Genomic DNA, 23,819 nt, shown 5'->3' with positions numbered 1-23,819 from the left:
ACCCCGCACCTGGACGGCCTGATCGTCGACGTGGTTCACGCGGCACCGGCCAGGTAGTCCGCCGCCCACAGCTCCAGGGCCCGCCAGCGCTGCCCCGCCTCGATGGCGCCGTCGCGCTCCATACGGTCGATGGCCCGCTGGACGACCGCCGCGGCGTCGGCCGGCATCGTGCGGGTGGCGAGCACCGTCTCGATCGGCGCCGTGCCCTTGCGCGTGGCGAGCTGCTCGTCCGGGTCGTACCAACCCTCGGCGAACTCCCCGAGATGACGCTCGACGACAGTGAGGAGAATCGCGAAGGCGGCGGCGACGTTGCCGATGTTGTGCGCGCCCTTGGTGGTGTCGAGGGCATCGAGCACCTTCTCGTACTGGTCGATGCGGGCCAGCCAGCGCGCGTCCGCCGAAGCCGCCTTGCGCGCGTTCTCGAGCGCCTTCTCCGCAGCCGCCTTCTCGTCCGGCAGGAAGACGATCTGCACGGTGGCGAAGTCGAGGTTGGCTTCGGCGAGGCTTGGCACGGTGACCTCTTCGAGGAGCTCCAGCGTCTTGTCGTCCAGCCCCGAGTACAGGCGCATGGAGACGTCCTCCAACTCCTCGTACAACGCCTTGAGAGTGGCCGGGTCGTCCTCGCCCGTGATCGCGTTGTGGGAGAGCTGGAGGGCGATCTGCCGCTGCCGCGGCAGTGGTTCGGTGATCTCCATCCAGAAGATCCGCTCCAGGCCCGCCTCGATGGCGGCCTTCGTACGGTGGTTGCCGGACAGCACGATCTGCCGGCCGCTCTCGGCGTCGTTCCACACCAGAGGCGTGGAGGTCAGCGCCCCGTCCTCCCGAACGTTCGCGACCAGGCGCTGGAACTGCTCGTGCCGCATGAAGCGCGCGTTCACGTCCAGCAGCGTCAGATCACGCGGATCACCCTCGACCATGCGGGGCTTGATGGGCTGCGTCACTGGGCCTGCTCCTCCTTCAATCCTTCCGCCTTCAGTCCTTCCGCCCGTCCGTGCTTGCTCCGCCACTGCGCGAACCCGTCGGCGAGCGACCAGCGCCCCAGCTGAGAGCCGTAGTCGAGCTGGTAGCGGTACGCCGGATCGGCGGAGTCCTTGCGCGAGTTGAGGCGCAGTAGCCCGCGGTACTTCATCGACACGGGCCGCTGTGTGAACGCCGTCGTGTTCAGGCGCGTGAGGCGGGTGTTCATGGCGCGCTGCGCGAGGAACTGCGCCTCCGTCGACAGCGCCGCGTACAGCACGAGCTTCGCCAGGCGTCCGTACGAGGTCGGCGCCACGGGGAAGTCGGAGAGCAGGTACACGTTGTGCGGGTCGTACTTCGGCGTCGCGTACGCGAACGCGCCCGCCACGACCCCGTCCACCAGCACCGCGAGCGCCATCGTCGGGGTACCGGGCCGGATGTTGTGGTTCATGTACTGCGAGCGGAGCGTCGCGAACTGCCCCATCGTCAGCGGCGCCAGCGTCAGCCGCTCACCCAGTCGCTGCCCCGGTGTCAGCCGCGGGGCCTTCACCATCTCCAGCCGCTGGTTGGGCCGCACGATCCGCGAACGCGCCACCGACGAGTACACGTTGATCGGCACACCACGATTGGCGGTCTGCACCTGCCCGCGCAGCTCGCCCGCAAGTTCGTCGACGTCGAAGTGCAGGCCCAGCACCCAGTGCGGCCGATCGGTGATGCGCTCGATCAGGGTTTCCTTCGCCGCGTCGTCCAGCGTCGGATACTCCGGGGCCGGCCAGTCCAGGTGCTTGTCCAGGGCCGCGAACTGCGACTCGTAGTCCCCGGCGAAGAACGGCGGGAACGCCACCACCGGCGCCTCCGGCGGGACTTGCTCGGCCAGCCACTGGTTGACGTCCATCGCCGCGTACGACGCGAGGCGGAGCGGCAGCGCCTCGATCTTCGCGACCGTCTTGGCGTACAGCTCGGGGAACTGCTGCCGGTACGCGCGGAGCATCCGCCCGTAGTACGGGTGGCCTCCACGGCCGATCCACTGGAAGAAGCGGGAGCCGAGCATCACCACGGCGAGGGTGCCGGCCCGGCCGTCCATGTAGGGGGCCAGCCAGTCGAGTTCGCCGTACGACTCGGGCCGGATCGTGATGGGCAGTTCCCGCCCGGCGAGGTACCAGCCGATCGCGGAGGAGTACAGCTGTACGTCGCAGCCGTGCAGCCGGAACCCGGCATCGTGCAGGACGCGTTCGATGGTGAAGTTGCCGGAGCAGCCGACGTAGATGTCCTCGGCCTGCCCGGCCCAGGTGGCCGTGTGCTCGTGGATGATCGCGCGGAGGTCTGCGGGGATCGAGCCGTGGAACACCGTTCCTCCCCAGGCGAGTTGATTCGTTCGTAGTTCGTGGTTCGCTCTCGAACAGGTGGGATGCGGGCCCGGAGGGGCAGGGGGCTGGTCCTGCCGTGCCGGGCCTCCTCCGGAACCAGGAGGCGCGGGGGACGCCTGGAGGGGGTTTGGTTCCGTGGCTGGTCGGCTCCACACCACGTACCTGTGTGGACGCATCCTCGAGCGCCGGGCCCGACTCGAACGGGCTCCTCCCCACCGGGGGCGGGGCGTGCTGCCTGGTGCACTACCGGCGCGTGGCGGGGCTCGACCTGGAAGATCACCCCCACCGACGTCTCGAACCTATCAGACGTTTAACCGTCTCAACATATGTGGCGGACGCTTGATCGCGCCCGCCACATATCCAACACCCCTCAGACCGGGGCAGATCCGACTACTCGCCGGCGCCCAGGGCTTCCAGCAGATCCATCGTGCCGACCGGGTCCGGCTCGATACCCCTCGGCTTCACCTTGGCCTTCGTCGGCCCGGGCTCGAACAGCTCCATCTGCCCCGGCGGCGTCGACCTCGGGGGCGGTCCCGCCTCGAAGTCCTCGCGCTTCATCCGCACCCAGTCGGGGCGCACACCATCGCTCACAGCAACACTCCCTGCTCGTACGCCGGCCCCAGCGGGCCGAGCTCCCGCACCTGCGCACCGACCTGCTCCCGCCACCACGTGGCGAACATCCGCCGATGACACCACTCCCCCGGCTTCGCCAGGTCCTCGAAGCACAACAGCACCAGTCGCAGATCCCGTCCCACGACCGCGATCTCCTGAAACCGCGGCCCGAAGAAGTCGACACCGAAGCTGTCGAGCTGCGCCCGGTACGCCCTCTCGAAGTCCGGCCGCGGCGACCCGAAGTACTCGCGACTCGGCGCGGCCTCGCGGACCCGATGCTCCAGCGCGTACGGCAACGCCCACCTCGGCGCAGACAACGTGATGCGCACCGGAGTGCCCATCGCGGGCTCGAAGCCCTGGTACCTGCACGTGAACAGTTCGAACATGCTCCTCCTTCACGCCGGCCCACACCGTCACGCAGCGGACGGCCAGGGTCCGACTCCTTGTCGCGCCCACAGCGGGCGACCGGACACTGGGCGCCTTACTCATGGCGCCACCGGAGCTGATCACGAGACGCGCGCCCATCACCCCTCCACACCGCCAGAGAACAAGAATATTGCCGATATCATTTTATCTTCGAAACACTTGAGCGTCAAGTGTCTAATATTTCGCGAGCCGCATTCTCACGCCCCGCGCCAGAATGCGGCCATGCCGAGAGACAAGACCCTGCACACCGCCGCCACGGAAGCCGCCACCGGAGACCTGGCGAGCACACTGCGCGCCAAGCAGCGCCTGCACGGATTCCTCGGCACACACCCGCGGGATCTCGAAGTACGAGAACAACTCGCCGCCGTCTACCGCCAACTCGGCGAGACCGCCCAGGCCGGCCGCTGGAACTACCTCTCCGAGAACCCGGACCCCGCCGAGACCGCGGCCTTCGAACTGCTCTTCCCTCGCCCCGACGAGCGGCTCTGGGCACTGCGCTGGAACGGACTCGCCAAGGACGCCACCACCCCCACCGCCGCCAGCCGCCTGGGCGAGCTCCACTCGCTGGCCGAACACGACCTCGGTCACGCCGTCCGGTACACGCGCCCCCGCCCCTCCCGCGACGAAGACGACTCCCCCAAGAGCCCACTCGCCGGGGCTCTGCTCTTCGCCGGCTGCCTGACCTTGTTCGCACTGATCGCGACTGGCCTCGTCACCGTCTTCACCGCCCTGCTGGGCTGAACCACCGCACCCCGCCGCACCCCGCGACCAGCCCCACTTCCACCCCACCTTCGCCCCACCGCCGACCAGGCCGGCCCCCGGAACACCAGTGGCCGGGGCTCCCGTCTCACGGAAGCCCCGGCCACCAAGCCGTACGCGGTACAGCGGGATCAGGCCGCCGCCTCCAGGTCAGCCTCGACCTCCACCTCGGAGAGCTCCGCCTCCGTGGGCTCCTCCTCGTCGGCCTCGGGCTCGACCTCCAGCTCGGGGCGCACAGTCAGCTGCTTCGCCTCGGACATGGCCTTGGCCTTGCGCAGCTTCTTCGCCGTCTCCGCCGCCGCCTTGCGGACCCGGTCCACCGCGTCCAGGTGCTTGCCCACCTCGCCCTCGAAGAGCTCGGCCAGCTCGGTCGGGGTGAGCTGCGACAGCTCCTCCAGGAGGGTCCCGGCGCGCTCGACCTGATCCACCTTGGACTTGGCCTGCTTGCGCTCCTTGGACTTCTCCTCCTTCTCCTTGTCCGACAGCTCCTTCTCGGAGAAGAAGCCCTCCTGGTTCTCCTTCATCCGCAGGGCCTGCGCGAAGGTGGAGGCGTCGGTCTCCGTCCTGAAGTCGCCCTTCATGTACCGAGTGACGGCGACCTTCTGGTTGGCCGGCGAGAGCTTGGACAGGTACCAGGCGAAGTCCGCCTTGATCTTGCCTTCGGCGACCAGCTCCGCGATGTCGGTCGTCAGGTTGAGCAGGTCCATGCGCCAGACCACGTAGTCCTTGGTCTTGCCGAACATCTCCGCGATGCCCTGCGCCACGTACCCGAGCCCGACCAGGTCCGCATACGCCTGCGCCTCCTCCATGAGCGTCATGTCCGCACGCCCGATGTTCTCGGAGATGCCCATCACGAACGCCTTCTCGTCGTCGACGCTCGACACGATCTTCGCCTCGATCGTCTCGGCGCCCTCCACCAGGTGCATCGCCCGCCACCGGCGCTCGCCCATCACGATCTGGAACGTATCGCCGGCCGCCGGCCGGACCACGATCGGCTGGAGCTGGCCGACCGACCGGAACTGGGCGGCCAGTTCCTCCAGCTTGGTCTCGTCGAAGAACTTGCGGGGCTGGTCCGGGTTGGGCTCGATCTCACCGAGGGGGATGGCCATGACCTGGATGCTCGCCTCGTTGACGCTCATGTCGTTGACTCCTCGTACTCATCGGACTCGCAGGATGGGTTCCTGTGAGGTGATAACTACATTTTATTGTCAGTCAACTTTTACCGTCAAGTCTATTTAATTTGAATTCGCGCAGTCATTCGATATACCCCGGAGTCAAACGCAGCACCCCAGCCCTCCAGTGGAGTGGCCGGGGCACCTTCACTACCTAAATGGAGTTGCGCGTCTGACTCTAATCCGTCTCAACACATGTTGACCCTAGGCGTCAGGGTCAACCTCAACGTCCGCCCCCATCAGGACCTTGAGAATCTCCCCGTACCGCCACAGGTCCTCGGCGGATGGTTCGCCCCCTCGTCTTTCATCCTCCCGTGCCTCACTGCCATCCCCGCCGTTCGGCGAGATGCCCCGATCCACGCGCTCCTCCTGCCCCATGGCGCGGACACGCGACGGCCCGCGCCCCGATTCACCCTCCGGTACGCGTCACCCATCGGCGCGACGATCAGTGACGAAGCGTTACACGGAGCGCAAGATCATCAGCCTATGCCGCGCCTCACAGGAAGGCAACCACTTGTGTGGGAACCAACGGAAGCCATCTGTAACCTATCCGCCTCTGTGAACCGGCAAGCGGAGTACGCCAGTTGAGCTATCGCCACTCGATGTCGAACCTGGCCTCGTCGAAGCGCCGCGACCCTCGGACGGTCGCCGGACCCACGCACACTTCGGCTACGACGAGTTGAACCAGCGCGCGCCTCTGCTCCCTCCCGGCCGTCGCCGTCCACCACTCCTCCAGCCCTTCAGGCGTCAGCTCCGGCAGTTCCTCAAGGGCTTTGCCCCGGCGCACCGACGCCATGGCCTCTTTGCGCTTACTGTCGAGCGCCGCCTTGGCCTCCTTGAAATCCGCCAGCGTCAGGTCCTTCACGCCGTACGCCCGGGCCAACTCCGCCTTGTGAGCGGTGAGCTGCTCCAGGAAGACGGCCGCCTTCTTCGCTTCCGCCGCGAACTGGTCCCGGACCACCGCCAGCCACTTCAGGCGCGCCTTGTCCTTCAGGTGCGCCAGCACCCGCTCGCCGACGTACTCGTCGAGCGGCTCCGCCGAGATACGCACCTTGCCGCAGCCCTCGGTCTCGCAGACATATCCGCGCCCGCCGTTCGCTGTAGACCGGGACACCAGAGCGTTCCGGCACAGTCCGCAGGTGGCGATGCCACCCGACAGATAGTGCACATGCTTCGGCTTGTCGCCCTGGCCTCGCTCGTTGCGCGTGAACAACTCCTGCAGCGCGTCGAACGTCTCGCGATCGACCAGCGGCTCAGCCGGCCCTTTCACCAGTTCGCCGTCGGCGTTCTCCCTCAGTCCGGCGATCGCTGGATTCCGCAGCCTGCGGCGCAGCGTCGTCGTCGACCATGGCCGACCCGACACCGTCGGACCCGCGTTCTCCGTCATCCAGTCCGCGGTACTCGCAATCGTCATCTCATCGAGGAGACGCATCGCGGCCGCCGCCAAGTAGGCGGCTTCCTCGGGAACGGCAGTCACGCCGTCCGTTTCATGGCCGTAGGCCCTCATACACACTCCAGCCCATATCCCCCGACATGTCCCCACACACAGGCTATGCCAAAACCAACCACTGTCACCCCAACATGTGAGGTGCTCGTGTATTGGGTCTCAACAGCCTGAGCGGACCCTACACGCAACAGTTCCGGAAGTGCAGACTCGTAGTCTGCCAACTGAAAGTTGGCATAGTCACCCCCGGTCCACTACGTCACACTGAGCATGAGCCCGCCGCGATCAGCCAACTCACCTGCGGCGATATCCCCAAGCACAACACCCGCTCCCCGACGGTCCTCCCCTTGCTGTTCCCCCGGGGAACACGTCGTCGAATCGCGATGGTGAACCGTGGGCCTTTGCGACCTGTCGACCTCTGGCAGCCGGAATGCGATGCTGATGCGCCTGAACGAACAGTTGGGGGCTGTCGATGGGTACGCAGGACATGGTGACTGTCTCTGTGGCAGTGCTGGTCCCTGTCGTGACCGCGGCAGCCGGTGTGGTGAGTCTGCGGGCGCAGGACCGGCGGGTGCGCCGATCGCGAGCAGGCCGCCGCCGACTGGCCTTCGAGGACGCGACTCGGCAGGTGGCTTTCGCCACCGAATGGTGGAAGGCGAAACAGCTGACCGCCGGCACACCGGAAGCGCTCGAGAACCCGACCGAAGTGGCGAATGGCTGGCTGGACGAGGCGTCCGCGCAGGTGAACGCAGCCGAGCAGGCGGACACCAACGAGGAACCGAGTGTCTCGGTCAGCAGACTGCTGCTGCTCTACCGGTTCCACCGCCGCTCCGCGAAGGCCATCCGAATCGGCTTCTACGCGGCGCTGGGCTTCATGGCCAGCGTGATCACTGTGGTCCTGAACGACGCCGAGTCCCGCGAGGACGTCGGTTTCACTGTGTGGGTGCTGGCCTCCTCCGGGATGCTCGCGCTGTTCCTGCGCTTCTGGGCCGTCTCGGCGGATTCTCCGGCTCCGGACCAACGCTGAGGCCGTCCGTGCGGACCGAAGCCTGGACCGTCTAAGCCAGCACTCTCCCCACCCCGAACGCCTCCCCGCGGTCGCCACGTCGATCGCCACGGCAGGGCGAGCAGCTCTTCCCGAATCACGGGATCGCAGCCCCCTCAATTGAGTGGACTGAGCTGCAACCCACTCATTTTGAGTGGGTTGAGCCGAGGGGTGGGCGACTCCACGGCAACGGCGAGGAGTGAGGAGAGTCGCCCCTGCCACTCCCCCTCTACTTCGGCTCCACCCCGAGCGCCGCCCACAGCTCCGAAGTCAGGACTCTGCGGTTGCCCTTGCCGTACTGGTGAACCTTCACCGGGAACTCTCCGGCGTTGATCAGCTCGTAAGTCGTGTTCCGACCGAGGCCGAACGCCCTGCCGGCGGTCAGGACATCGATCGCTACCGGCAGCAACAGCACTTCCTCTCGGGTCATCCCGGCACCATCGCCGGGTACCGCACCGCCCTTGGCTGAATCTCGACGATCACGCATGTTCAGGCTCTCCCGACTCGCCCCGCGCCTCCCGAACAGTCCCGGCCGTGCCTAGAGTCTCCCCAGCGACGGCGCCAAGATCCACGTCCACCCAACGAGCTACACGCGAATCCAACTGCCACCACACAGGTATGTGCGTTCGAAGCGCGCGAGCCCGAACGCATACCAGCTAGAGAAAAGGACACCCAAGCTGCCCGTCTGCATCGACATTATAAAGGAGACATTGAACCGTCTCCACATATGATCGAGCGTGTTCGGGATGCCACCGACACCGAACAACACAGGAGGGGAAGCAACGTGTTCAAGGGGTCTGTCTACAAGCGATGCACCACATGCGAGGGACCGCTCGTAGACGCAAAGGGAAGACCCGTCCTCAACGAGGACGGCACTCAGAAGACCGGCGAGCTCGGGACGAAGTGCCCCGCGCTCAAACGCCGTGACCACGGATCCTGGTACTACTACGTCGAGTTGGAGCCCGGCCCCGGCGGAAGTCGGCGCAGACCCCGCAAGGGCGGCTTCGCCACCAAGAAGGACGCTGAGGAGAAGGCCCAGCAGGTCTGGGATCTCGCGCAGGCCGGCGTCGACGTCCTGTCCGACGAGACCATGAGCCAGTACCTACGACGCTGGCTCGACGGCAAGCAGCGCATCAAACGGTCCACCCGCCACAGCTACGAGGACTACCTGCGGCTGTACTTCATCCCACACCTCGGGCACATCAAACTCCGCGACCTGCGCACCCGGCACATCGAGGACATGTTCACGGCGATCCGTACGGAGAACGAGACCCGGCTCGCCAACCAGACGGCCGCCGTCCTCGCCCGCGCCGCCGAGCGCAGGGCCCACAAGACGTGGCGCGACGCCGAGAGGCCCCGTCCGCCGGAGCTCCGAGTGAAGTGGAACGAGGCGAAGCGGGAGCTCAAGGAAGCGCTGGCCAAGCCCCGCCGCCCCACCGAGGCCGGCACCCAGACGCGCATCAGGGTCGCCCTCAGCTCGGCACTGGAATCCGCGCGCAAACAGCGCACCATCTCCGACAACTGGGCCGCCTACGTCGATCTCCCCTCCTACCGTCCGCCCAGGCCGATGGTCTGGACGGCCTCGCGCGTCACCGCCTGGCGCAGGACGGGCACCAAGCCGAACTCCGTGATGGTCTGGCGCCCCGAACACACCGGCCAGTTCCTCGACTCCGTCGTTCACGACCGGCTCTACCCCCTCTGGCACCTCATCGCCTTCCACGGCCTGCGCCGCGGCGAGTCCTGCGCGCTGTCCTGGGGTGAGGTGGACCTCGACGAAGGCATCATCCACATCACCGAGCAGATCGTCGCCGTCGCGTACGAGCCGTACGAGGACACCCCGAAGACCGACCAGATCCGCGACATCACCCTCGACCAGGACACCCTCGACCTCCTGCGCTGGTGGAAGGCTCGCCAGGAAGCCGAGCACGTCGAGGCCCTGGAGAAGAACAAGCCCTGGGAGGACAGCGGGCGCGTCTTCACCATCGAGGACGGAACCGTCTATCACCCGCAGTTCTTCTCCGACCGCTTCGAGCGGCTCTACAAGAAGGTCGACCTGCCCCCGATCCGCCTGCACGACCTCCGCCATGGAGCAGCCACCATCGCCCTCCTCGCCGGCGTCCACATCAAGGTCGTCCAGAAGAAGCTCGGCCACTCCTCGATCAAGGTGACGGGCGACATCTACACCAGCGTTCTCGAAGAGGTCGAGAAGGAAGCCGCCGAGGCCACCCTCGCCGCGGTCCCCCGGGCGCGGAAGAAGGTGCTGGACAACCCCGGCGAAGAGGGCGAAGGAGATGACAAGGGCAGCGAGGACGACGAGGGCGACGAAACCCCGGAACTGAGCTCTGCAGCCTGACACAGTCCACAGAGAGGGCACACATCGGGCGGGGTCCAGGACACGGAGTCATGGACCCCGCCCGTTCCACTGAGCCCCCAGGCTGCATCCAACCGCTGTCCCGCAAACAGGGTGCTGGGATCCCTGGTTGATCCGCCCGACCCGCGCCTAGGGTTCCCCCATGCCCGACACCGCTACGGTTCAACGCATCGAGACCGCTCTCTTCGCTCCTCCACACGCACTGCCTGCAGCGGTCACCACGCTGCCCAAGACGGCGGGCCTGTACGCATGGTGGGCACCACCGAACACCCTTCCCGCGCTGCCAGGACCGGCCAACACGGCCGAGCCGGAACGGCGCCTGCTCTACCTCGGCAAAGCCACCCGGCTCCGCAGCCGCATCGGCTCCAACCATTTGAAGCGCTCTGGCAGCTCCACCCTGCGCCGCACTCTGGCCGGACTGCTCATGCCGACCGAGAACTACCAGACCACGTGGAGCGACCGCGTCATCCTGATGCCCGGAGAAGAACAGCGCCTCACCGACTGGATGTACCGGCATCTCACCCTCACCTGGGCCGAACACCCCGATCCCAGCCCAGTAGAAGCCGCACTGATCTCTCAGCTGGGACCGCCTCTCAACCTCGATGGCGCACGGCAGGGCACGGTGCACGACCAGGTGAAAGCCGCCCGCGCCGCGTACTACGCCAGCGCTGGCCCACGCCCTCGTTGACGCCGTGTCCCCTGTGCGTCCCCGGGAGCCACGTAGCGCTCACACTGAAGGCCCTTCGCGATCTTCCACGGAGGGCCTTCAGTGTCAAGAAAAAGCAAAAGCCCCAGGTCACGGCGAGTGAGTCCTGAGGCTTCCACAGAGCCGCCTTCGGGATTCGAACCCGAGACCTACGCATTACGAGTTGTCCGATCTTGGTCCGGGGGCGTCCATGGACGTCCGCGAACCGGCTTGCGCTGCTGGTCGGAGCGCTTGCCGGACGTTGGCGGACAATCGCGAACGCCCCCGGATTGAGCGGCATCTGAGACCGCAATTGAGACCACGGTCAGAGCCGCGCCGCGTATCACCGGACGCCCCCACCCGGCCTGGAGCCGACCCCGGCCACGAGTCGGCTCGTAAAGCCACGTGACGCGAGACGCTCGTACGCGCCAACGACGTCCGCCGGCACGTCCAGCTCGATCATGAACCCCTGCGTGGGGTAGATCAGTAGCCGTTGCAGCGACCCGACAAGCATGTCGATGACAAGGCGCGCATCCTGGATGGAGTCGACGTAGTCCGGGAGCGTCATGGGAGTTGACGCGCTGACGAACTCGACTTCCGGCCAGAGCTTCCGGGCAGTGGCGTACGCCCGACGCTCCTCGTACGGCTTGCTGACGAGCAGCACAGACGAGACGCCGATCCCGCGCTCTTCGAGGAGTGCGCGAGACAGCGTGATGTTCTGACCAGTGTTGCGAGCGTGCGGCTCGACAAGGATCGCGTCCGCCGGTACACCCAGCTCAAGGGCGCGATCACGGTAGTGCTCGGCTTCGCCGCGCGGCATGCGACCCTCGGTGGTCCGGCTGGTCGCTCCGGTGAAGACGATCAGGGGCGTCATGCCGCGCCGGTACAGGTCGACGGTGGCGTCAGCAACTCCCAGGTCATGACTACCGAGACCGATGCCGACCGAGCAGGGGCGCGGTTCGTGTCCCATCTGCTGGTAGTCCCACAGGAGTTGGGTGTCCCGCCAGTCTTGTACGGAGATCACGCTGATCCTTCCTCGTCACTACCGTTGTCGTTGGCGGAGTCGGGCACCTTGAACTCGTATTCCCACGCGAAGCGTGAGGCCGCGTGAACACCGACCGCGAACTCAACCACCGTGCCATCCGCCGTGTACGTGGTCCGGTGAAGTTCGACCACGGGTTCCCCCACTGGGAGCTGTAGAAGCTTCGTCTCGTCTGCGGTCGGGATGCGAGCGTGCAGGGCCTCCTTCATGTGGTCGATCTCGTATCCGGCGTCGTACAGCACCCGGTATCCGCCGCCACGGCCGGCGGGCCCCGGGGTCGGGTCGACGATGCGTGTCCCTTCGACGTGTTCCGGACGGTAGTAGCTGGTCAGAGTGTGCGTTGGCTGCGTTCCCTCCTTCACCAGTCGGGCGCGCGCGTACACGTCGGAGCCGAGGGGGACGCCGAGCCCCTCAGCCACTAGGCCGCTCGCCTGGACGCGGCTCACAGACTGCGTCTGCTCATTGCGCTTGTAGGCGCGCCCCGACGCCACACGGTCCGCGATGAACGCGACTTCATCCCCGTCGCGCCACTTCACCTTGTCGTACCGCGCGATACCGAGCCGCTTGAGTCGGGTACGCGAGCGCACCACGGTGCCGTGCCCGCGCGATGAGGTCACAAGGCCTTCCGCCTCAAGCGCCTTGTACGCCTGATGCACGGTGGACTTGGAGCCTTCCCCGGCCTCGACCTGGTCTCTGATCTGCGGCAATGCCTCGCCGGGTTGGATCTCGCCGTTCCTGATCTGCTCCGCGATCCGGTCTGCCAGCTCGCGCCACTTCGGGGCCATTCAGTGACTCCTCTCGACGCCCCCAGTGAAGCACAGTCCCAGGACTGTTGACAGTCCTGGGACTGCGATGCATAGTCATCCCAGGCGGTTCGCAGTCCTAGGACAGCGAGTCGAGGGGCCCTTCTTTGGGCTGCTTCAACGCCGTGCCGGTTCGGGATAGCTCGCCTTCACGTGGGGCCCTGACCTGGTCGTTCCTTGAGAACTGAACAGAGTGATCTGTATTGGCGGGAGTCGATCCCGCCCCCCGTGACAGCCGGGTGATGACTGTCGACGGCTCTCCACTCGCCGATTCCGCCCCGTACCGGCGCGGCTCGGTGGTCATGGGCTGTTCTGCTGGCGCCGAGCAGTGCGATAGGGCGCCCCGACACTTCGAGGCTCGGGACCGGTGGCCGTGGCAACGGCGCCGGTGAAGCCCTCGGACTCCCACATCTACCGCCCCGGCATCCAGCCGCGAGGGCGCGGGATCAACTCCCGCCCGGGGCACTCCGGCCGCTGTTCTGCGGCTGCGCCGCGCGTCATCGCGCGGCTGTTCACCCACAACGGCGTGCGGCTCCCGGGGTGCCACCCGGGAGCCGCTTCGGGCCGTTCCACCTCTGAGGAGACACGACCCATGAAGCACATCGGTGCTGTTCAGACGGGCGTTACCACCGACGACTTCGACCGCGAGCCGACGTTCGGGGAACTGGACGCCATCTGGGTTGAGATGCCGCTCATCCAGGCTGAAGTTGAGCTGCTGGACGTGCAGATCAGCCTGTTGGACCGGCCGGCAACGGAGACGGACACCCGCCGTCTGCGGCGGGCCCACCGCAAGGTGCTCGCCGCCCGTCTCGTGCTGGCCAACCGGGACGGCGCCGCGTTCTCGGACGTGGCCTGATGGCGGGGGAGTTCACCGCTCAGATGTCCGTGAGCCGGGGCCGGTGGCGCCTGTACGTGGTGCTGCTCAACACCACCGAGCGGTGGCCTGAGTTCGGCTTCGACCGGGCGCTGCCGGTGCCGACGTTCACGGAACGTACAGACGCGCTCAGCGTGCTCGGCTTCGAACCCGTTCCGGGTGCCGAGTGGACGTGGACCGAGGACAGCGAGACCCCCGACGACCCCGCCTCTCCGGTCTGCCTGATCGCCGCCATCCGGGTTCGTTCATGGACGGGGGTGGACGCGTGAACGCCGTTCAGATCCGTTCAGCCGAGCGCGCTCTGTCAGTGGGCACGTGGCTGATCGTGGCGGGCGCGATGCTGTATTCGATCCTCACCGTCACCCCCCTCGCTGCCGAGCACACCCCCGACAAGTGGGACTGGACCGCACCGATCCTGCCGCTGGTCGTCGATGCGGCGGTGGTGATCGTGGTCCGCCTCGATGCCGTGCTCGCCTCGCTGGGGGGCCACGGTGGGAAGTGGCCGATCGTCCTGCGCTGGATGACCGGCTGCATGACCCTCGCCCTGAACATCGCAGACTCCGCACTGCGAAAAGACCTGGTCGGCGCGGCCGTCCACGCGGTCGCACCGCTCCTGCTGATCGTCACCGCAGAGACCGGACTCGCCTACCGGCGCGCCATCGCCGCCGCCGTCACCGCCCTGGAAACCCGGCAGCAGACGGAGCGGGCGGCGCGGGAACAGGCAGCGTCCGAACGGCGCGAGGCTGCGGTGCGGCTGGCCCGTGAGCAGCGCGAGCACATCGCCGCGTTGGCGCGTGAACAGCGTGAGCACGAAGCCCGCTTGGTCCGTGAACAGGCTGAACGGGATGAGCGGGCGCGGCGCGAGGAAGCCGAGCGCATCGAGGTTCGGGAGCGGGCCGAGCGCGAGCAGCGTGAACGCGCTGAGCGCGAGCGTGAACAGCAGCGGCGCGAGCGTGAACGCCGTGAGCGCGAGGAAGCCGACCTGCGCGAGCAGGCACGGCAGCAGCACGCTGAGCGTGAGCGCCGTGAACAGGTGGAGCGGGCGGCGCGGGCCGAACGTGAACGCGCCGCGCTGCTGGCCGGCGGACCGGCTACGGCGAAGCTTTCGGAGGACCGGGCCCGCCCGATCGTCCGGGCCGCGTTCGAGTCCGGTCTGCCGACGCGGGCCGCTGCCGAGCTGTGCGGCTGGTCGGTCGGTTGGGTGTCCACCCGCTACCAGGAACTGCGCGACGCCGGCCACCACGGCACCGCCCGCGAGGTAGTACCGGCTGAGGCGGTGGCGTGATGTCCCTCGGCTACGCCAAGTGCTTCGACCCGACCGGCGCCCGCTACGGCATCCCCACGTTCCCGTGGCGGTGCGTCCCGGACGGCTACGCCACCTACCGGCAGTTACGGGCGCGCGGTCTGCGCCCCGGCGGTCAGCAGGTGGCCGCTCAAGCACTGCGCCCGCGCTTCCGGCGCGGCCCGCTGGTCGCCTACTTCTACCGCCTCGACTGCGCGAAGCCGGTGAGGCCGATGACGCCGGCGAAGTGGCGGGCGCTGGAGTGCGCCAACCGGGCCCGCCGGACGTGTCCGCAGTGCCGCACGGACGCCGGATACGTCATCCCCACCTCGCTCGGAACGTGTGTGACCTGCGCCTACCCCGAAGAACAGCGCGCCGCCTGAACCTTCCACCCGAGGAGAAACCCATGGTGCCTCTCAAGGCCCCGACCGCATGGCCCGAAGGCGTGAGCGCACGTTTCCTCACCCTCGCCGGTGAGCTGCTGGGGGATGCGGACGTCACGGTCGACGTGAGCGTCGACGACATCCAGGCCACCGCCCGCTGCACCGCGTGCGGCAGCACGTCGGCCGCGTACGGCTACAGGGACACGGTCCGGGAGTGGGCGCAGGAGCACGCCGCCCGCTGCCGCGCCCTCCCCCGCCCCACCGCATGACCACCACCCCGCCGTTTTGTCTCTCACCTGGGAGTTCTGCTGTGTCCAGCCGTACCCGTACCCGCCGCGTGAAGACAGCGGCCGGTGTCACCACCGTGCGTCTGCCGCGTCAGCGCGGGCGCCGCTCCGCTCAGCCGTTCGTGGTCGTCGTCCCCGAACGCCCCTCGCTCACCCGGGAGTTGGCCGGATGGGCAGGCAGCGTGCTGTGGCGCTTCCGCCATGCGCTCGCCCCCACCGGTATCGCCCTGGTCGCGTTCGTGGTGACCGCGCTCCTGCACGTGCTGGCCTGGTGGTCGGCTCTCGTGCTCGCCCCTGCGGTTGCCGCGCCGGCCGGATGGCTGGCGTTCATGCAGCGCCGCCGCCCCGCCACCGGCTCCACCCTCGCGTGGCGCGCCGGTCTGGCCCTGCTCGCCACCCTCGCCCTCGCATGGGCCGCTCTGGCCGCCGGGTTCGGGCCGCTCGCCGGTCCGTTGGAGCTGCTGTGGCTGTTCCTGCTGCTGCCCGCTCAGACCGGCTGGCTCATCGTCCGCCGCACCCGCTGACCTGAAGGGATTGCCACATGGCAGACAACGGATCGGCCAACCGGGCCGCCAACCGGCAGCACCGGCAGGCACAGAGCGCCAACCGGCCGCGCGTCAACACCAGCGACGGAACCACCAACAAGTCCAACAAGTTCGCCAACGCCGGTGCGGCGGCGGGCGGGTTCGTCGGCGCGATGGGCGGCTCGTTCGTCCCGCCCATCAACGTCACCGTCAACAACAACCGGGGCGCCGCCCGCGCAGGCGGTGGCCGTGGGGCCCAATCGCTGCTCCCGGCACCGGAGTTCACCTCCCCCGCGCAGGTCCGCAACTACTGCAACACCCTGCGTGCTGCGGCCGTCGCCCTGTCGATCGAGGTGGCCATGGGCGCTGAGATCTTCAAGAGCGTGCTGTCCTCCGTGCCGGACCCGGAGGGCCGCGCGTTCGGCTCCAAGCTCCGGGCCCGGAAGGTCGCCCGCAAGATGCAGAAGTCCGCTGACGCGCTGCGGGACGCGGCGAAGAACGCTGCCGCCTGCTACTCGGTCTACCAGCAGGAATTCCAGGAAGAGATCAGCGCGGTTCGTCACCGTGCCCGCAAACCACAGGCGCCGGTCATCAACTGGGCCGATCAGTAAGGAGGCACAGGCCATGGCCCGTGACCACAACCGCATGACCACCTACCCCGACGACGGCATGAGCGGCTACACCCTCGACACCCGGGGCGGCGGGGGCGGTGTCGGCGCCTACCTGCTCAACCGGGCCAAGCCCCACCTTCCCCCGTGGATCGGCGTCGCCGGTGTCGGCATCACGGGTGCGCTGGGGAACTGGCGGTGGGGTGAGAGCGCCGCCGCCGGTGTCGGCCTCACCCTCGCATCCGTGGCGCTGTCCGGCGCCACCTGGTGGATGGGAAAGTCGACCAGCCAGCAGCGCCGCATCCACTCCGCGATCACCGTGGCCGCCGGGTCCGCGTGGCTGACGGCCGCGTGCCTCGCGGGACCGACCGCCGGGCCGATCGACGACATGTATCTGATCGGCGGGCCGGTGCTGGCCCTGTCGTGGAACGTGCGCATGGTCCTGCGGCGCAACGACGACCCTGCCGGCGAAGGCTCCGACAAGGGGCTGTTGGCGAAGGTGGGGCTGGCGCGGGCGCAGATTGGTGCGGCGAAGGTGGAGCCCAACCGGGTCACCGCGTCGCTCGGCCTGGAGGCGGGCGAGCAGACCAACGACGACGTCACCAAGAGCCTGTCCCGCCTCGCGTCCGCCCTGGATCTGCCGACGTCGGCCGTGCGCTACCTGCCCGACCCCGGCTCGGCACGACGCGGCGAACTGGTCATCGTCCCCGAAGACATGCTCTCCGAACTGGTGGAGTGGGAGGGACCCTCGAACCTCGGGGGTTCGATCGCGGAACCGCTGGTCATCGGACGCTACGACGACGGCGCCCCGCTCCTGCTCTGGCTCCCGGGCGACCCGGAAGCCAAGCGGAACTCCACCCACGTCCTGATCGCGGGCGGTACCGGGTCCGGCAAGGGCGACACCGCCCTCAACGTCCAAACGGAGATCCTCTCCCGCCGTGACGTGATCCTGTGGCTCTCCGACCCCAAGTCCTTCCAGGACTTCCGCCCCCTGCTGCCCGGCATCGACTGGGCTGTCGAGGGCGGGACCGCCACCGAGGTCATGGTGGAAGCCCTCAAGGCCGCCATCCCCGCCCGCACCGGCTGGCTCGGTGCCCACCGCTACCGGCAGTGGACCCCGGAATGTGTGGAGCAGCAGAACAGCCGGGAGCACACGTGCCGCAAGGACGGCACCGCGTGCGGCTGCGCGGGCATGCCCTTCCTGGTCGCCTGGATGGAAGAGGCGGCCAACACGCTGCGCGCCCTCGGGGACGACGTGTTCACCGGCATCGCGCAGGAAGCGCGCAGCGCTGGCATCTCGCTGGTCGTGTCGCTTCAGCGTCCCTCCTACGACCAGATGTCGACCAGCACGCGTGCCTCGCTGCCGTCCGTGATCGCGCTCGGCTGCGACCCGCGCGACGAAGGGTTCAGCCTGCCGGACACGGTCATCGACGCCGGCGCGCACCCCGGGGCATGGGGCAACCGGCGCCCTGGCTACTGCTACGTCGTCAGCCCCGGTATCGACGAGTCCCGCTACCCCTCCCCGGGCCGCACCCGCGCGTTCGGTCATCGGGCGGTGCCGGTCATGGAGCTGCTCGCCACCTGGGCGCAGCGCAACGGCGCCACCCCCGACCCGGTCACCGACCGTGCTGCGGCCGGTGTCGCCGGCCGCGCCTACACCACCCGCAACGACACCGACGAGCAGACGGCCGGCGCCGCCGGCGAAGAGGGGGACGACGACATGGAGTACGGCCTGCTGGTCGACCCGGAGGACGTCGACATCGACCCGGACGCCGAACTCCCCGACCCGCAAGAGGGTGACGACACCCCGCTGTTCGGACAGGAGTCCGGCCGCAAGCCGTCCCCGGACGAGGCACGGCGGCTGTTCGCCGACGCGCTCACCCAGTTCGAGGACGAGGGCCGCATGGTCGTCGGTCCGAAGGACTTCATGGAGTGGTGCGACCGGCACGGCCTCTCCCGCCCGTGGGTCTCCGCACGGCTCAAGGACGCGTACGAGGAGGGCCGGTTGGAGCCCACCAACACCACCGGCCGGTGGCGGATCGTCCCCGCCCTGACACCCGCGTGACGCCTGACACCGTCACGGCGCCCTGACACCCAAACCCCTAGGCACACGCGGTGTCACGCACTCCTGACACCACCCGCTGACACCCCTGACACCCGCGTCTGACACCTGCACGCCCCCGGGTCCGCGCCACCTATGGCGCGGGCCCGCCGCGCTCACCGAAGGGAATTCCCGTGAACCACCGCGACCCGCCGGGGATCATCGCCCCGCACGTCCCCGCCGACGACTGGCGCCGCGCACAAGCCACCGGCGCCCCGGTCGTCATCGTCGTCCAGACCACCGACAGCAACGGCATCCCGTGGCGTCGGGTCCTGATCCCGTTCGCCGTCGCCGGCGCCGCCGCCCTCGGAACCTGGGGCCTGGTCGTCGCCCTCTGCGCACTGTTCGACGCCGCCGCCCACGCCGTCACCATCATCGCCGGCGCCACCGGACCGATCGGCATCGGCGGCATCACCCTCAAACTCGCCCGCGCCAAGACCCACTAGCAACGCCAAGGGCGGCCCCCCACTCACGCCAATGAAGCGGGGCCGCCCTTGCCAGCCAGTCACCATCAAGGAACTGGAGACCTCCAGAATGACTCAACCCACTGACATCCGGCGAGTACGCGGCTACTTCGCCGCCGCAGTGCTGGACGGGAGGGCCGTCGCGTGAGCGTCCACCTGCGGACAGCGCTGGAGTTGGCGGCGGCCGGTGTGCCGCCGCTGCCACTGCGGGCGGGAAAGGTGCCGTTCGGCAACTGCCGCACCTGCGCGAAGAACGCGTGCGGCGGACGGCCCAACATGAAAACCCCCGGCCCCTGCACCTGCCCCGACGTCTGCCACGCATGGGCCGCCGCCACCACCGACCCGAACGTCCTCAACTCCCCCCAGTGGGCCACCGCATGGCGTCGGGCCGCCGGGCTCGGCTACCACCCCGGCGGCGCCGGCCTCACCGCCGTCGACCTCGACAACCCGGAAGCCATCGCGTGGGCCCGCGCGACGCTGCCCGCGACCCGGACCGTGCCCACCACCCGGGGCGAGCACTGGATCTACCAGGGCGCCATGCGCTCCGCCAACGCGGTACGGCCCGGCGTCGACATCAAGTCCACCATGGCCTACGCCCGTTGGCTCGGTCCCGGCACCGGCCGTATGACGGCGCTGCCGGAAGTTGTGCGCGCGCTGGCCGTGAAGGAACCCACCACGGTCCGGCCGGCGCCGCAGTCCCTCACCGTGCCCGCGCGAACTGGGGGCGGGGAGTGCCGCCACCGCACGCCCGCCTACCTGAACCGCGGAATCGCCATGGCGGAGCAGCGCATCACCGAAGCTCGCGCCGGAATTCACGCCACCGTGTACCGGACGTTCCTCGCCGTGCTGTCCACGCACGGCCGGTGCGGCTGCCTCACCGACGCCCACACCGCACGGCTGTTCGCCGCCGCGCAGGCCAAGGGCGAGTCCCCCCGGCACTGCACCGACGCGTGGGCCAACGCCCTGACCACGTTGGGACTGTGACCATGGCCGACGACGAGAAGAACCCCGCCCGCGAGATCATCACCGGCTACGCGCAGGCGCATTTCCGGTACTTCCGCACCGCCGACGGGACCGTGTACGCGCAGAAGAACGGCCACCCCGTGGCACGTCCGATCCGCTCCCAGGGCACCACGGGCAGCCACCGCCAGGAACTCATGGTCGGCCTGTTCAAGGACGGGCGCGGCGTGTTCAACGGGACCGCGCTCAAGGAGGCCCTGGACTTGATCGAAGCACTCGCGCTGACCGAAGACGTGCAGCCCGTCCACATCCGCGTCGCCCCCGGATTCGACGGGGCCACCTGGCTGGACCTCGGACGTGACGACGGGCAGTCCATCCGCATCCACCCCACCGGCTGGGACATCCTCACCCCCGACCCCCGCGAGGTGTGCTGGCGCCGCACCCAGCTCACCGGGGAACTCCCCCTGCCCGCCAAGGACACCAACGGCAAAGGCATCGATCTCCTGCTGCGACTGTGCAACTTCGCAGGTGCCGAGACCGAGTGCCTGGCCATTGCCTGGCTGATCGGCTGTCTCGGGCCGTCGGTTCCCGTCCCGGCGCCGTTCCTCACCGGCCCGCAGGGGGCGGGCAAGTCCACCGGCGGACGCATGCTCGTCAGGATCATCGAGGGCATGAGCGGCGACCTGCGCCGGGCCCCGAAGGACGAGGAGAACCTGATCGCAGCGGTGGCGGCCGGATGGGTCACCGCCCTGGACAACCTCTCCCACATGACCCCCGACCTGTCCGACGCCATGTGCTGCATCGTCACCGGCGCCGAAAGCGTCAAACGCGCCCTGTTCACCGACGGGGACGTGGTTCGCGTCGGCTACCGCCGGCCCCTACTGCTGACCGGCATCGACGTGGGAGTCATTCGGCCCGACCTCGCCGAACGGCTCCTGCCGCTGCGCCTGGAACGCCCCACCATCCGGCGCACCGAAGCCGAACTGTGGACGGAGTACGCCGAGGCTCTGCCCGTCGTTCTCGGCTCGCTCCTGGACCTCACCGTCAAGGTCCGCGCGGTCGAAGCGGAGACCCCCACCGACCTGCGGATGGCCGACTTCGCGCACCTGTGCGCGCAGCTCGATGCGGCCACCGGCCTCGGGGCCCTGCCCGCCTACCGGGCCAGCCTGGACGACCTCAACGACGACGTCATCGAGGGCGACCTGTTGGCGCAGACCGTCCTCCGCCATGCCGACACCATCGAGCCGGGCGGCGCGCAGCGGATGACCTCCACCGAGTGGCTGCACTGCCTCAGTCGCCTCTACAGCGGCGACGAACTGCGTGCCCTGCCTAAGGGGTGGCCGACTACCGGGAAAGTCCTCTCCGACCGTCTCAAGCGTCTCCAGCCCACTCTGGCCGCCCGGGGTGTTCTCATCGACACGGGCCGCACCAGCGAGGGCCGCTACCTCGAAATGACCCGCCCGGCCACCCCGCCCCCGCACGAGCAGAAACCGGCGTTCTGACCCGCGCCGCCCGCCTGGATAAGCAAGAGGAGCACCAGCCCCGTGGCGTGCTCCTCTTGCTGTTCGGCGGAACGCCGCGCCAAGGACGCGCCGCGCAGCGGCTCCTTCTTCACGCTGTGAGGCGCACCGCACGACAACAGACACCCCCCTCTTTTGTCCTAAGAGGGAAGACGCTGCGTCATCTGCGTCATGCGGGCCGGAAAACAGCACCTGACCTGCGGCTACGGGCATGACGCAGACGGCGGACTCTGCGTCATCCTGCGTCATCTGCGTCATGGGCCGCGTCACGGATGACGCAGCCCATGACGCACCCATGACGCACACCCCCACCACTGCGTCACGCAAAACAGCAGGTCACAGCCCCGAATGACGCTGATGACGCAATGACGCAGAAATCCGAACCTCGGACAGACACGGACTCCCGAAACAGGCCCCCGGAGGTTTCTCGTGCCCCCCGTCGCCCAGATGAGCACCGCGCTCCCGCCCGCCGACCAACTGCTCTACACCCCCGAAGCCGCCGCCAAGGTCCTGTCGTACGGCCGCTCCACCGTCTACGAGCTGATGGCCGAGGGACTCCTGAAGTACGTCAAGCGTGGCCGCTCCCGCCGCATCCGTCGGAGCGACCTTGAGGCGTACGTGAACGACCTCGAACCGACAACCCACTGACCCAACCGACCCACGCTCGAACGAGGCGGCCCCGGACCACGATCCGGGGCCGCCTCTCGCATGGAGGAACATGAGCCCCCGCAATCCGAACATGGAATCGTCTGTCTACGAGGGCAACGACGGTTGGTGGCACGGCCGCGTGACGATGGGCGTCAAGGACGACGGAAGCCCCGACCGCCGCCACCGCAGGGCCAGGACCGAGCCCGAAGTACGCCGCAAGGTGCGCGAGTTGGAGAACCTCCGGGACAAGGGCCGCGCCCCCAAGGCAGGCCGCAAACCGACCGTAGAGCAGTGGATGACCACGTACCTCACCGACATCGCGAGCCTGAAGCTCAAGCCCCGTTCCCTGGACGACTACTGGTCGAAGACCCGAAACGACATCGTCCCCGGCGTCGGCAAGCACCGCCTCGACAAGCTCGCCCCCGAGCACCTGGAACGCATGTACCGCGTGATGCTCGACAACGGCCACGCGCCCTCCCACGTGGTCAAGGTCCACCGCATCCTCTCCCGCGCCCTGAAAATCGCGCACCGCCGCCGGATCATCGGCGAGAATGTGGCCACCCTCGTGGACCCGCCCACGGTCGACGAGACGGAAGCGAACCCGTTCACGACCGAGCAGGCAAAGGCGTTCCTGCAAGCCGCCGCCAAACGGCCCACCTTCATGCGGTGGTGCGTGGGCGTCGGGATGGGCTTCCGGCAAGGGGAAACCCTGGGACTCCGGTGGACCTACGTCGACTTCGAAGCCGAGCTGTTCAACCCCCAGTGGCAGCTTCAACGCCTCACCTGGCGCCACGGATGCACGGACGCCCGTGCCTGCGGCGAACGCCTCCACCGATTCGAGCCGTGCCCGCCGGACTGCCGGACCCACAAGAACTACACGCGCGGTTGCCCGAAGCCGTGCCCGAAGGACTGCCGGCGGCACGCCACTGCCTGCCCCGAGCGCAAGGGCGGTGGCCTGGTCTTCACCCGCCCGAAGACGAAGAAGAGCACGAACCCCGTTCCGATCCCGCCGCCGTTCATCCCCTACCTGCACGCACACAAGGAGCAGCAGGTGGAGATGCGCGCCGCCGCCGGAGACGACTGGCAGGAGTACGACGCGCTCTTCACACGGCCGGACGGCCGTCCCCTCGACCCTCGCGCCGACTGGGAGGAGTTCAAGGAACTGCTTGAAGAGGCAGGCATCACAGACCGGCGCCTGTACGACGGAAGCCGTCACACCGCCGGCACGATCCTCAATGAACTCGGGGTCGACATGCCCACGATCATGGAGATCCTGCGGCACACCCAGATCAGCCAGACCAAGCGGTACGTGAAGGGCCGATCCCACCTGTCCAAGGACGCGATGCGTCGCATGGGCGACCACTTCATGCCCGCGCCCGAACCCGCGCCGGAACCCACTACTGAGACCAGAACTGAGACCACCGACCGCAAAGCGGCGCGTGCTCAGCGTCGCCGCCGCATCCGCTAAAAAGCAAAAGCCCCAGG

At 68.4% G+C, this 23,819-nt stretch carries 26 protein-coding genes; 17 read left to right on the top strand and 9 right to left on the bottom strand.

Translation table 11 applies throughout. The annotated features are described in order from the left end of the window. Positions 1-35 precede the first annotated feature (35 nt). From PV734_RS23740 to PV734_RS23725, 4 genes are all read right to left on the bottom strand, one after another. Positions 36-941, bottom strand: coding sequence for a ParB/Srx family N-terminal domain-containing protein (locus PV734_RS23740; RefSeq protein ID WP_319291577.1), 906 nt, complete (start codon positions 939-941; stop codon positions 36-38). Then, a complete protein-coding gene (locus tag PV734_RS23735) occupies positions 938-2,305 on the bottom strand; it encodes a hypothetical protein (RefSeq protein ID WP_319291574.1) in 1,368 nt (455 codons plus the stop codon). Before PV734_RS23735 ends, PV734_RS23740 begins: the two co-directional genes overlap by 4 nt. A 409-nt stretch (positions 2,306-2,714) precedes the next feature. After that, positions 2,715-2,915 carry a hypothetical protein gene (locus tag PV734_RS23730; RefSeq protein WP_319291571.1) on the bottom strand — a complete coding sequence of 67 codons (201 nt, stop codon included), beginning with the start codon at positions 2,913-2,915 and terminating at the stop codon, positions 2,715-2,717. Further along, positions 2,912-3,322 (bottom strand): hypothetical protein, encoded by a 411-nt coding sequence (locus PV734_RS23725; RefSeq protein ID WP_319291568.1) that lies wholly within the window; start codon positions 3,320-3,322, stop codon positions 2,912-2,914. The genes PV734_RS23730 and PV734_RS23725 overlap by 4 nt, the downstream gene beginning before the upstream one ends. A gap of 262 nt (positions 3,323-3,584) precedes the next feature. On the opposite strand from PV734_RS23725, the gene PV734_RS23720 reads away from it, so the two are divergent. Then, a complete protein-coding gene (locus tag PV734_RS23720; RefSeq protein ID WP_319291566.1) occupies positions 3,585-4,103 on the top strand; it encodes a DUF6584 family protein in 519 nt (172 codons plus the stop codon). A gap of 149 nt (positions 4,104-4,252) precedes the next feature. Here PV734_RS23720 and PV734_RS23715 read toward each other — a convergent pair whose 3' ends face one another. Then, complete coding sequence (locus PV734_RS23715) at positions 4,253-5,260, bottom strand: ParB/RepB/Spo0J family partition protein (RefSeq protein WP_319291563.1); 1,008 nt, start codon at positions 5,258-5,260, stop codon at positions 4,253-4,255. A gap of 622 nt (positions 5,261-5,882) precedes the next feature. After that, positions 5,883-6,800 (bottom strand): recombinase family protein, encoded by a 918-nt coding sequence (locus PV734_RS23710; protein WP_319291561.1) that lies wholly within the window; start codon positions 6,798-6,800, stop codon positions 5,883-5,885. A 424-nt stretch (positions 6,801-7,224) separates the two neighbouring features. On the opposite strand from PV734_RS23710, the gene PV734_RS23705 reads away from it, so the two are divergent. Beyond that, complete coding sequence (locus tag PV734_RS23705; RefSeq protein WP_319291558.1) at positions 7,225-7,764, top strand: hypothetical protein; 540 nt, start codon at positions 7,225-7,227, stop codon at positions 7,762-7,764. 247 nt (positions 7,765-8,011) lie between these two features. Here the strand turns inward: PV734_RS23705 and PV734_RS23700 are convergent, their stop codons facing one another. Further along, positions 8,012-8,212 carry a DNA-binding protein gene (locus PV734_RS23700; protein ID WP_319291556.1) on the bottom strand — a complete coding sequence of 67 codons (201 nt, stop codon included), beginning with the start codon at positions 8,210-8,212 and terminating at the stop codon, positions 8,012-8,014. Between the two features lie 354 nt (positions 8,213-8,566). Between PV734_RS23700 and PV734_RS23695 the strand changes: the two genes are divergently transcribed. After that, positions 8,567-10,135: a tyrosine-type recombinase/integrase gene (locus PV734_RS23695; RefSeq protein WP_319291553.1), complete on the top strand. Its 1,569-nt coding sequence runs from the start codon at positions 8,567-8,569 to the stop codon at positions 10,133-10,135. Between the two features lie 160 nt (positions 10,136-10,295). Then, positions 10,296-10,841 carry a GIY-YIG nuclease family protein gene (locus PV734_RS23690; protein ID WP_319291550.1) on the top strand — a complete coding sequence of 182 codons (546 nt, stop codon included), beginning with the start codon at positions 10,296-10,298 and terminating at the stop codon, positions 10,839-10,841. Positions 10,842-11,181: 340 nt separating this feature from the next. Here PV734_RS23690 and PV734_RS23685 read toward each other — a convergent pair whose 3' ends face one another. Continuing rightward, positions 11,182-11,862 (bottom strand): YdcF family protein, encoded by a 681-nt coding sequence (locus PV734_RS23685; protein WP_319291548.1) that lies wholly within the window; start codon positions 11,860-11,862, stop codon positions 11,182-11,184. Beyond that, positions 11,859-12,665 (bottom strand): GntR family transcriptional regulator, encoded by an 807-nt coding sequence (locus PV734_RS23680; protein WP_319291545.1) that lies wholly within the window; start codon positions 12,663-12,665, stop codon positions 11,859-11,861. The genes PV734_RS23685 and PV734_RS23680 overlap by 4 nt, the downstream gene beginning before the upstream one ends. Positions 12,666-13,275: 610 nt before the next feature. Between PV734_RS23680 and PV734_RS23675 the strand changes: the two genes are divergently transcribed. The 13 genes from PV734_RS23675 to PV734_RS23615 all read left to right on the top strand — a co-directional run bounded on the left by PV734_RS23675 (position 13,276) and on the right by PV734_RS23615 (position 23,802). Then, the gene (locus tag PV734_RS23675) at positions 13,276-13,539 is read left to right on the top strand and encodes a DUF6284 family protein (RefSeq protein WP_319291542.1); all 264 of its coding nucleotides are present in this window, start codon (positions 13,276-13,278) and stop codon (positions 13,537-13,539) included. Between the two features lie 23 nt (positions 13,540-13,562). Further along, entirely contained in the window at positions 13,563-13,826 is a 264-nt protein-coding gene (locus tag PV734_RS23670; protein ID WP_415924254.1) for a DUF6303 family protein, read from the top strand. Then, positions 13,823-14,842, top strand: coding sequence for a DUF2637 domain-containing protein (locus PV734_RS23665; protein WP_319291536.1), 1,020 nt, complete (start codon positions 13,823-13,825; stop codon positions 14,840-14,842). Before PV734_RS23670 ends, PV734_RS23665 begins: the two co-directional genes overlap by 4 nt. Further along, positions 14,842-15,222, top strand: a complete 381-nt coding sequence (locus tag PV734_RS23660) for an RRQRL motif-containing zinc-binding protein (protein WP_319291534.1) — start codon at positions 14,842-14,844, stop codon at positions 15,220-15,222. Before PV734_RS23665 ends, PV734_RS23660 begins: the two co-directional genes overlap by 1 nt. A gap of 23 nt (positions 15,223-15,245) precedes the next feature. Continuing rightward, positions 15,246-15,491: a hypothetical protein gene (locus PV734_RS23655; RefSeq protein ID WP_319291531.1), complete on the top strand. Its 246-nt coding sequence runs from the start codon at positions 15,246-15,248 to the stop codon at positions 15,489-15,491. A gap of 41 nt (positions 15,492-15,532) precedes the next feature. After that, a complete protein-coding gene (locus PV734_RS23650) occupies positions 15,533-16,033 on the top strand; it encodes a hypothetical protein (RefSeq protein ID WP_319291528.1) in 501 nt (166 codons plus the stop codon). Positions 16,034-16,050: 17 nt separating this feature from the next. Continuing rightward, positions 16,051-16,644, top strand: coding sequence for a plasmid transfer protein TraA (traA, locus tag PV734_RS23645; protein WP_319291526.1), 594 nt, complete (start codon positions 16,051-16,053; stop codon positions 16,642-16,644). 58 nt (positions 16,645-16,702) lie between these two features. After that, positions 16,703-18,706 (top strand): plasmid transfer protein TraB, encoded by a 2,004-nt coding sequence (traB, locus tag PV734_RS23640; protein ID WP_319291901.1) that lies wholly within the window; start codon positions 16,703-16,705, stop codon positions 18,704-18,706. Positions 18,707-18,876: 170 nt separating this feature from the next. After that, positions 18,877-19,188: a hypothetical protein gene (locus tag PV734_RS23635; protein ID WP_319291523.1), complete on the top strand. Its 312-nt coding sequence runs from the start codon at positions 18,877-18,879 to the stop codon at positions 19,186-19,188. A 162-nt stretch (positions 19,189-19,350) separates the two neighbouring features. After that, complete coding sequence (locus PV734_RS23630; RefSeq protein ID WP_319291520.1) at positions 19,351-20,190, top strand: bifunctional DNA primase/polymerase; 840 nt, start codon at positions 19,351-19,353, stop codon at positions 20,188-20,190. 2 nt (positions 20,191-20,192) lie between these two features. Beyond that, the gene (locus PV734_RS23625) at positions 20,193-21,668 is read left to right on the top strand and encodes an ATP-binding protein (protein WP_319291899.1); all 1,476 of its coding nucleotides are present in this window, start codon (positions 20,193-20,195) and stop codon (positions 21,666-21,668) included. Between the two features lie 465 nt (positions 21,669-22,133). After that, on the top strand, positions 22,134-22,334 hold the full coding sequence (locus tag PV734_RS23620) for a helix-turn-helix domain-containing protein (RefSeq protein ID WP_319291517.1): 201 nt from the start codon (positions 22,134-22,136) through the stop codon (positions 22,332-22,334). Between the two features lie 70 nt (positions 22,335-22,404). Continuing rightward, the gene (locus PV734_RS23615) at positions 22,405-23,802 is read left to right on the top strand and encodes a tyrosine-type recombinase/integrase (RefSeq protein ID WP_319291514.1); all 1,398 of its coding nucleotides are present in this window, start codon (positions 22,405-22,407) and stop codon (positions 23,800-23,802) included. The last annotated feature ends 17 nt before the right edge of the window (positions 23,803-23,819 follow it).

The sequence above is a fragment of the Streptomyces sp. AK08-02 genome, assembly GCF_033795085.1.
Classification (GTDB): Bacteria; Actinomycetota; Actinomycetes; order Streptomycetales; family Streptomycetaceae; genus Streptomyces; species Streptomyces echiniscabiei.
The sequence above is the reverse complement of the archived record's forward strand: the minus strand, read 5'-3'. Positions and strand labels throughout refer to the sequence as shown.

Coding starts and splice junctions, on each gene's coding strand:
- PV734_RS23715 (WP_319291563.1), bottom strand. CDS start 5,260: ATGAGCGTCAACGAGGCGAGCATCCAGGTCATGGCCATCCCCCTCGGT.
- PV734_RS23670 (WP_415924254.1), top strand. CDS start 13,563: ATGTCCGTGAGCCGGGGCCGGTGGCGCCTGTACGTGGTGCTGCTCAAC.
- PV734_RS23660 (WP_319291534.1), top strand. CDS start 14,842: ATGTCCCTCGGCTACGCCAAGTGCTTCGACCCGACCGGCGCCCGCTAC.
- traB (WP_319291901.1), top strand. CDS start 16,703: ATGAGCGGCTACACCCTCGACACCCGGGGCGGCGGGGGCGGTGTCGGC.
- PV734_RS23675 (WP_319291542.1), top strand. CDS start 13,276: ATGAAGCACATCGGTGCTGTTCAGACGGGCGTTACCACCGACGACTTC.
- PV734_RS23655 (WP_319291531.1), top strand. CDS start 15,246: ATGGTGCCTCTCAAGGCCCCGACCGCATGGCCCGAAGGCGTGAGCGCA.
- PV734_RS23615 (WP_319291514.1), top strand. CDS start 22,405: ATGAGCCCCCGCAATCCGAACATGGAATCGTCTGTCTACGAGGGCAAC.
- PV734_RS23700 (WP_319291556.1), bottom strand. CDS start 8,212: ATGACCCGAGAGGAAGTGCTGTTGCTGCCGGTAGCGATCGATGTCCTG.
- PV734_RS23705 (WP_319291558.1), top strand. CDS start 7,225: ATGGTGACTGTCTCTGTGGCAGTGCTGGTCCCTGTCGTGACCGCGGCA.
- PV734_RS23720 (WP_319291566.1), top strand. CDS start 3,585: ATGCCGAGAGACAAGACCCTGCACACCGCCGCCACGGAAGCCGCCACC.
- PV734_RS23710 (WP_319291561.1), bottom strand. CDS start 6,800: ATGAGGGCCTACGGCCATGAAACGGACGGCGTGACTGCCGTTCCCGAG.
- PV734_RS23625 (WP_319291899.1), top strand. CDS start 20,193: ATGGCCGACGACGAGAAGAACCCCGCCCGCGAGATCATCACCGGCTAC.
- PV734_RS23620 (WP_319291517.1), top strand. CDS start 22,134: ATGAGCACCGCGCTCCCGCCCGCCGACCAACTGCTCTACACCCCCGAA.
- PV734_RS23690 (WP_319291550.1), top strand. CDS start 10,296: ATGCCCGACACCGCTACGGTTCAACGCATCGAGACCGCTCTCTTCGCT.
- PV734_RS23680 (WP_319291545.1), bottom strand. CDS start 12,665: ATGGCCCCGAAGTGGCGCGAGCTGGCAGACCGGATCGCGGAGCAGATC.
- PV734_RS23725 (WP_319291568.1), bottom strand. CDS start 3,322: ATGTTCGAACTGTTCACGTGCAGGTACCAGGGCTTCGAGCCCGCGATG.
- traA (WP_319291526.1), top strand. CDS start 16,051: ATGGCAGACAACGGATCGGCCAACCGGGCCGCCAACCGGCAGCACCGG.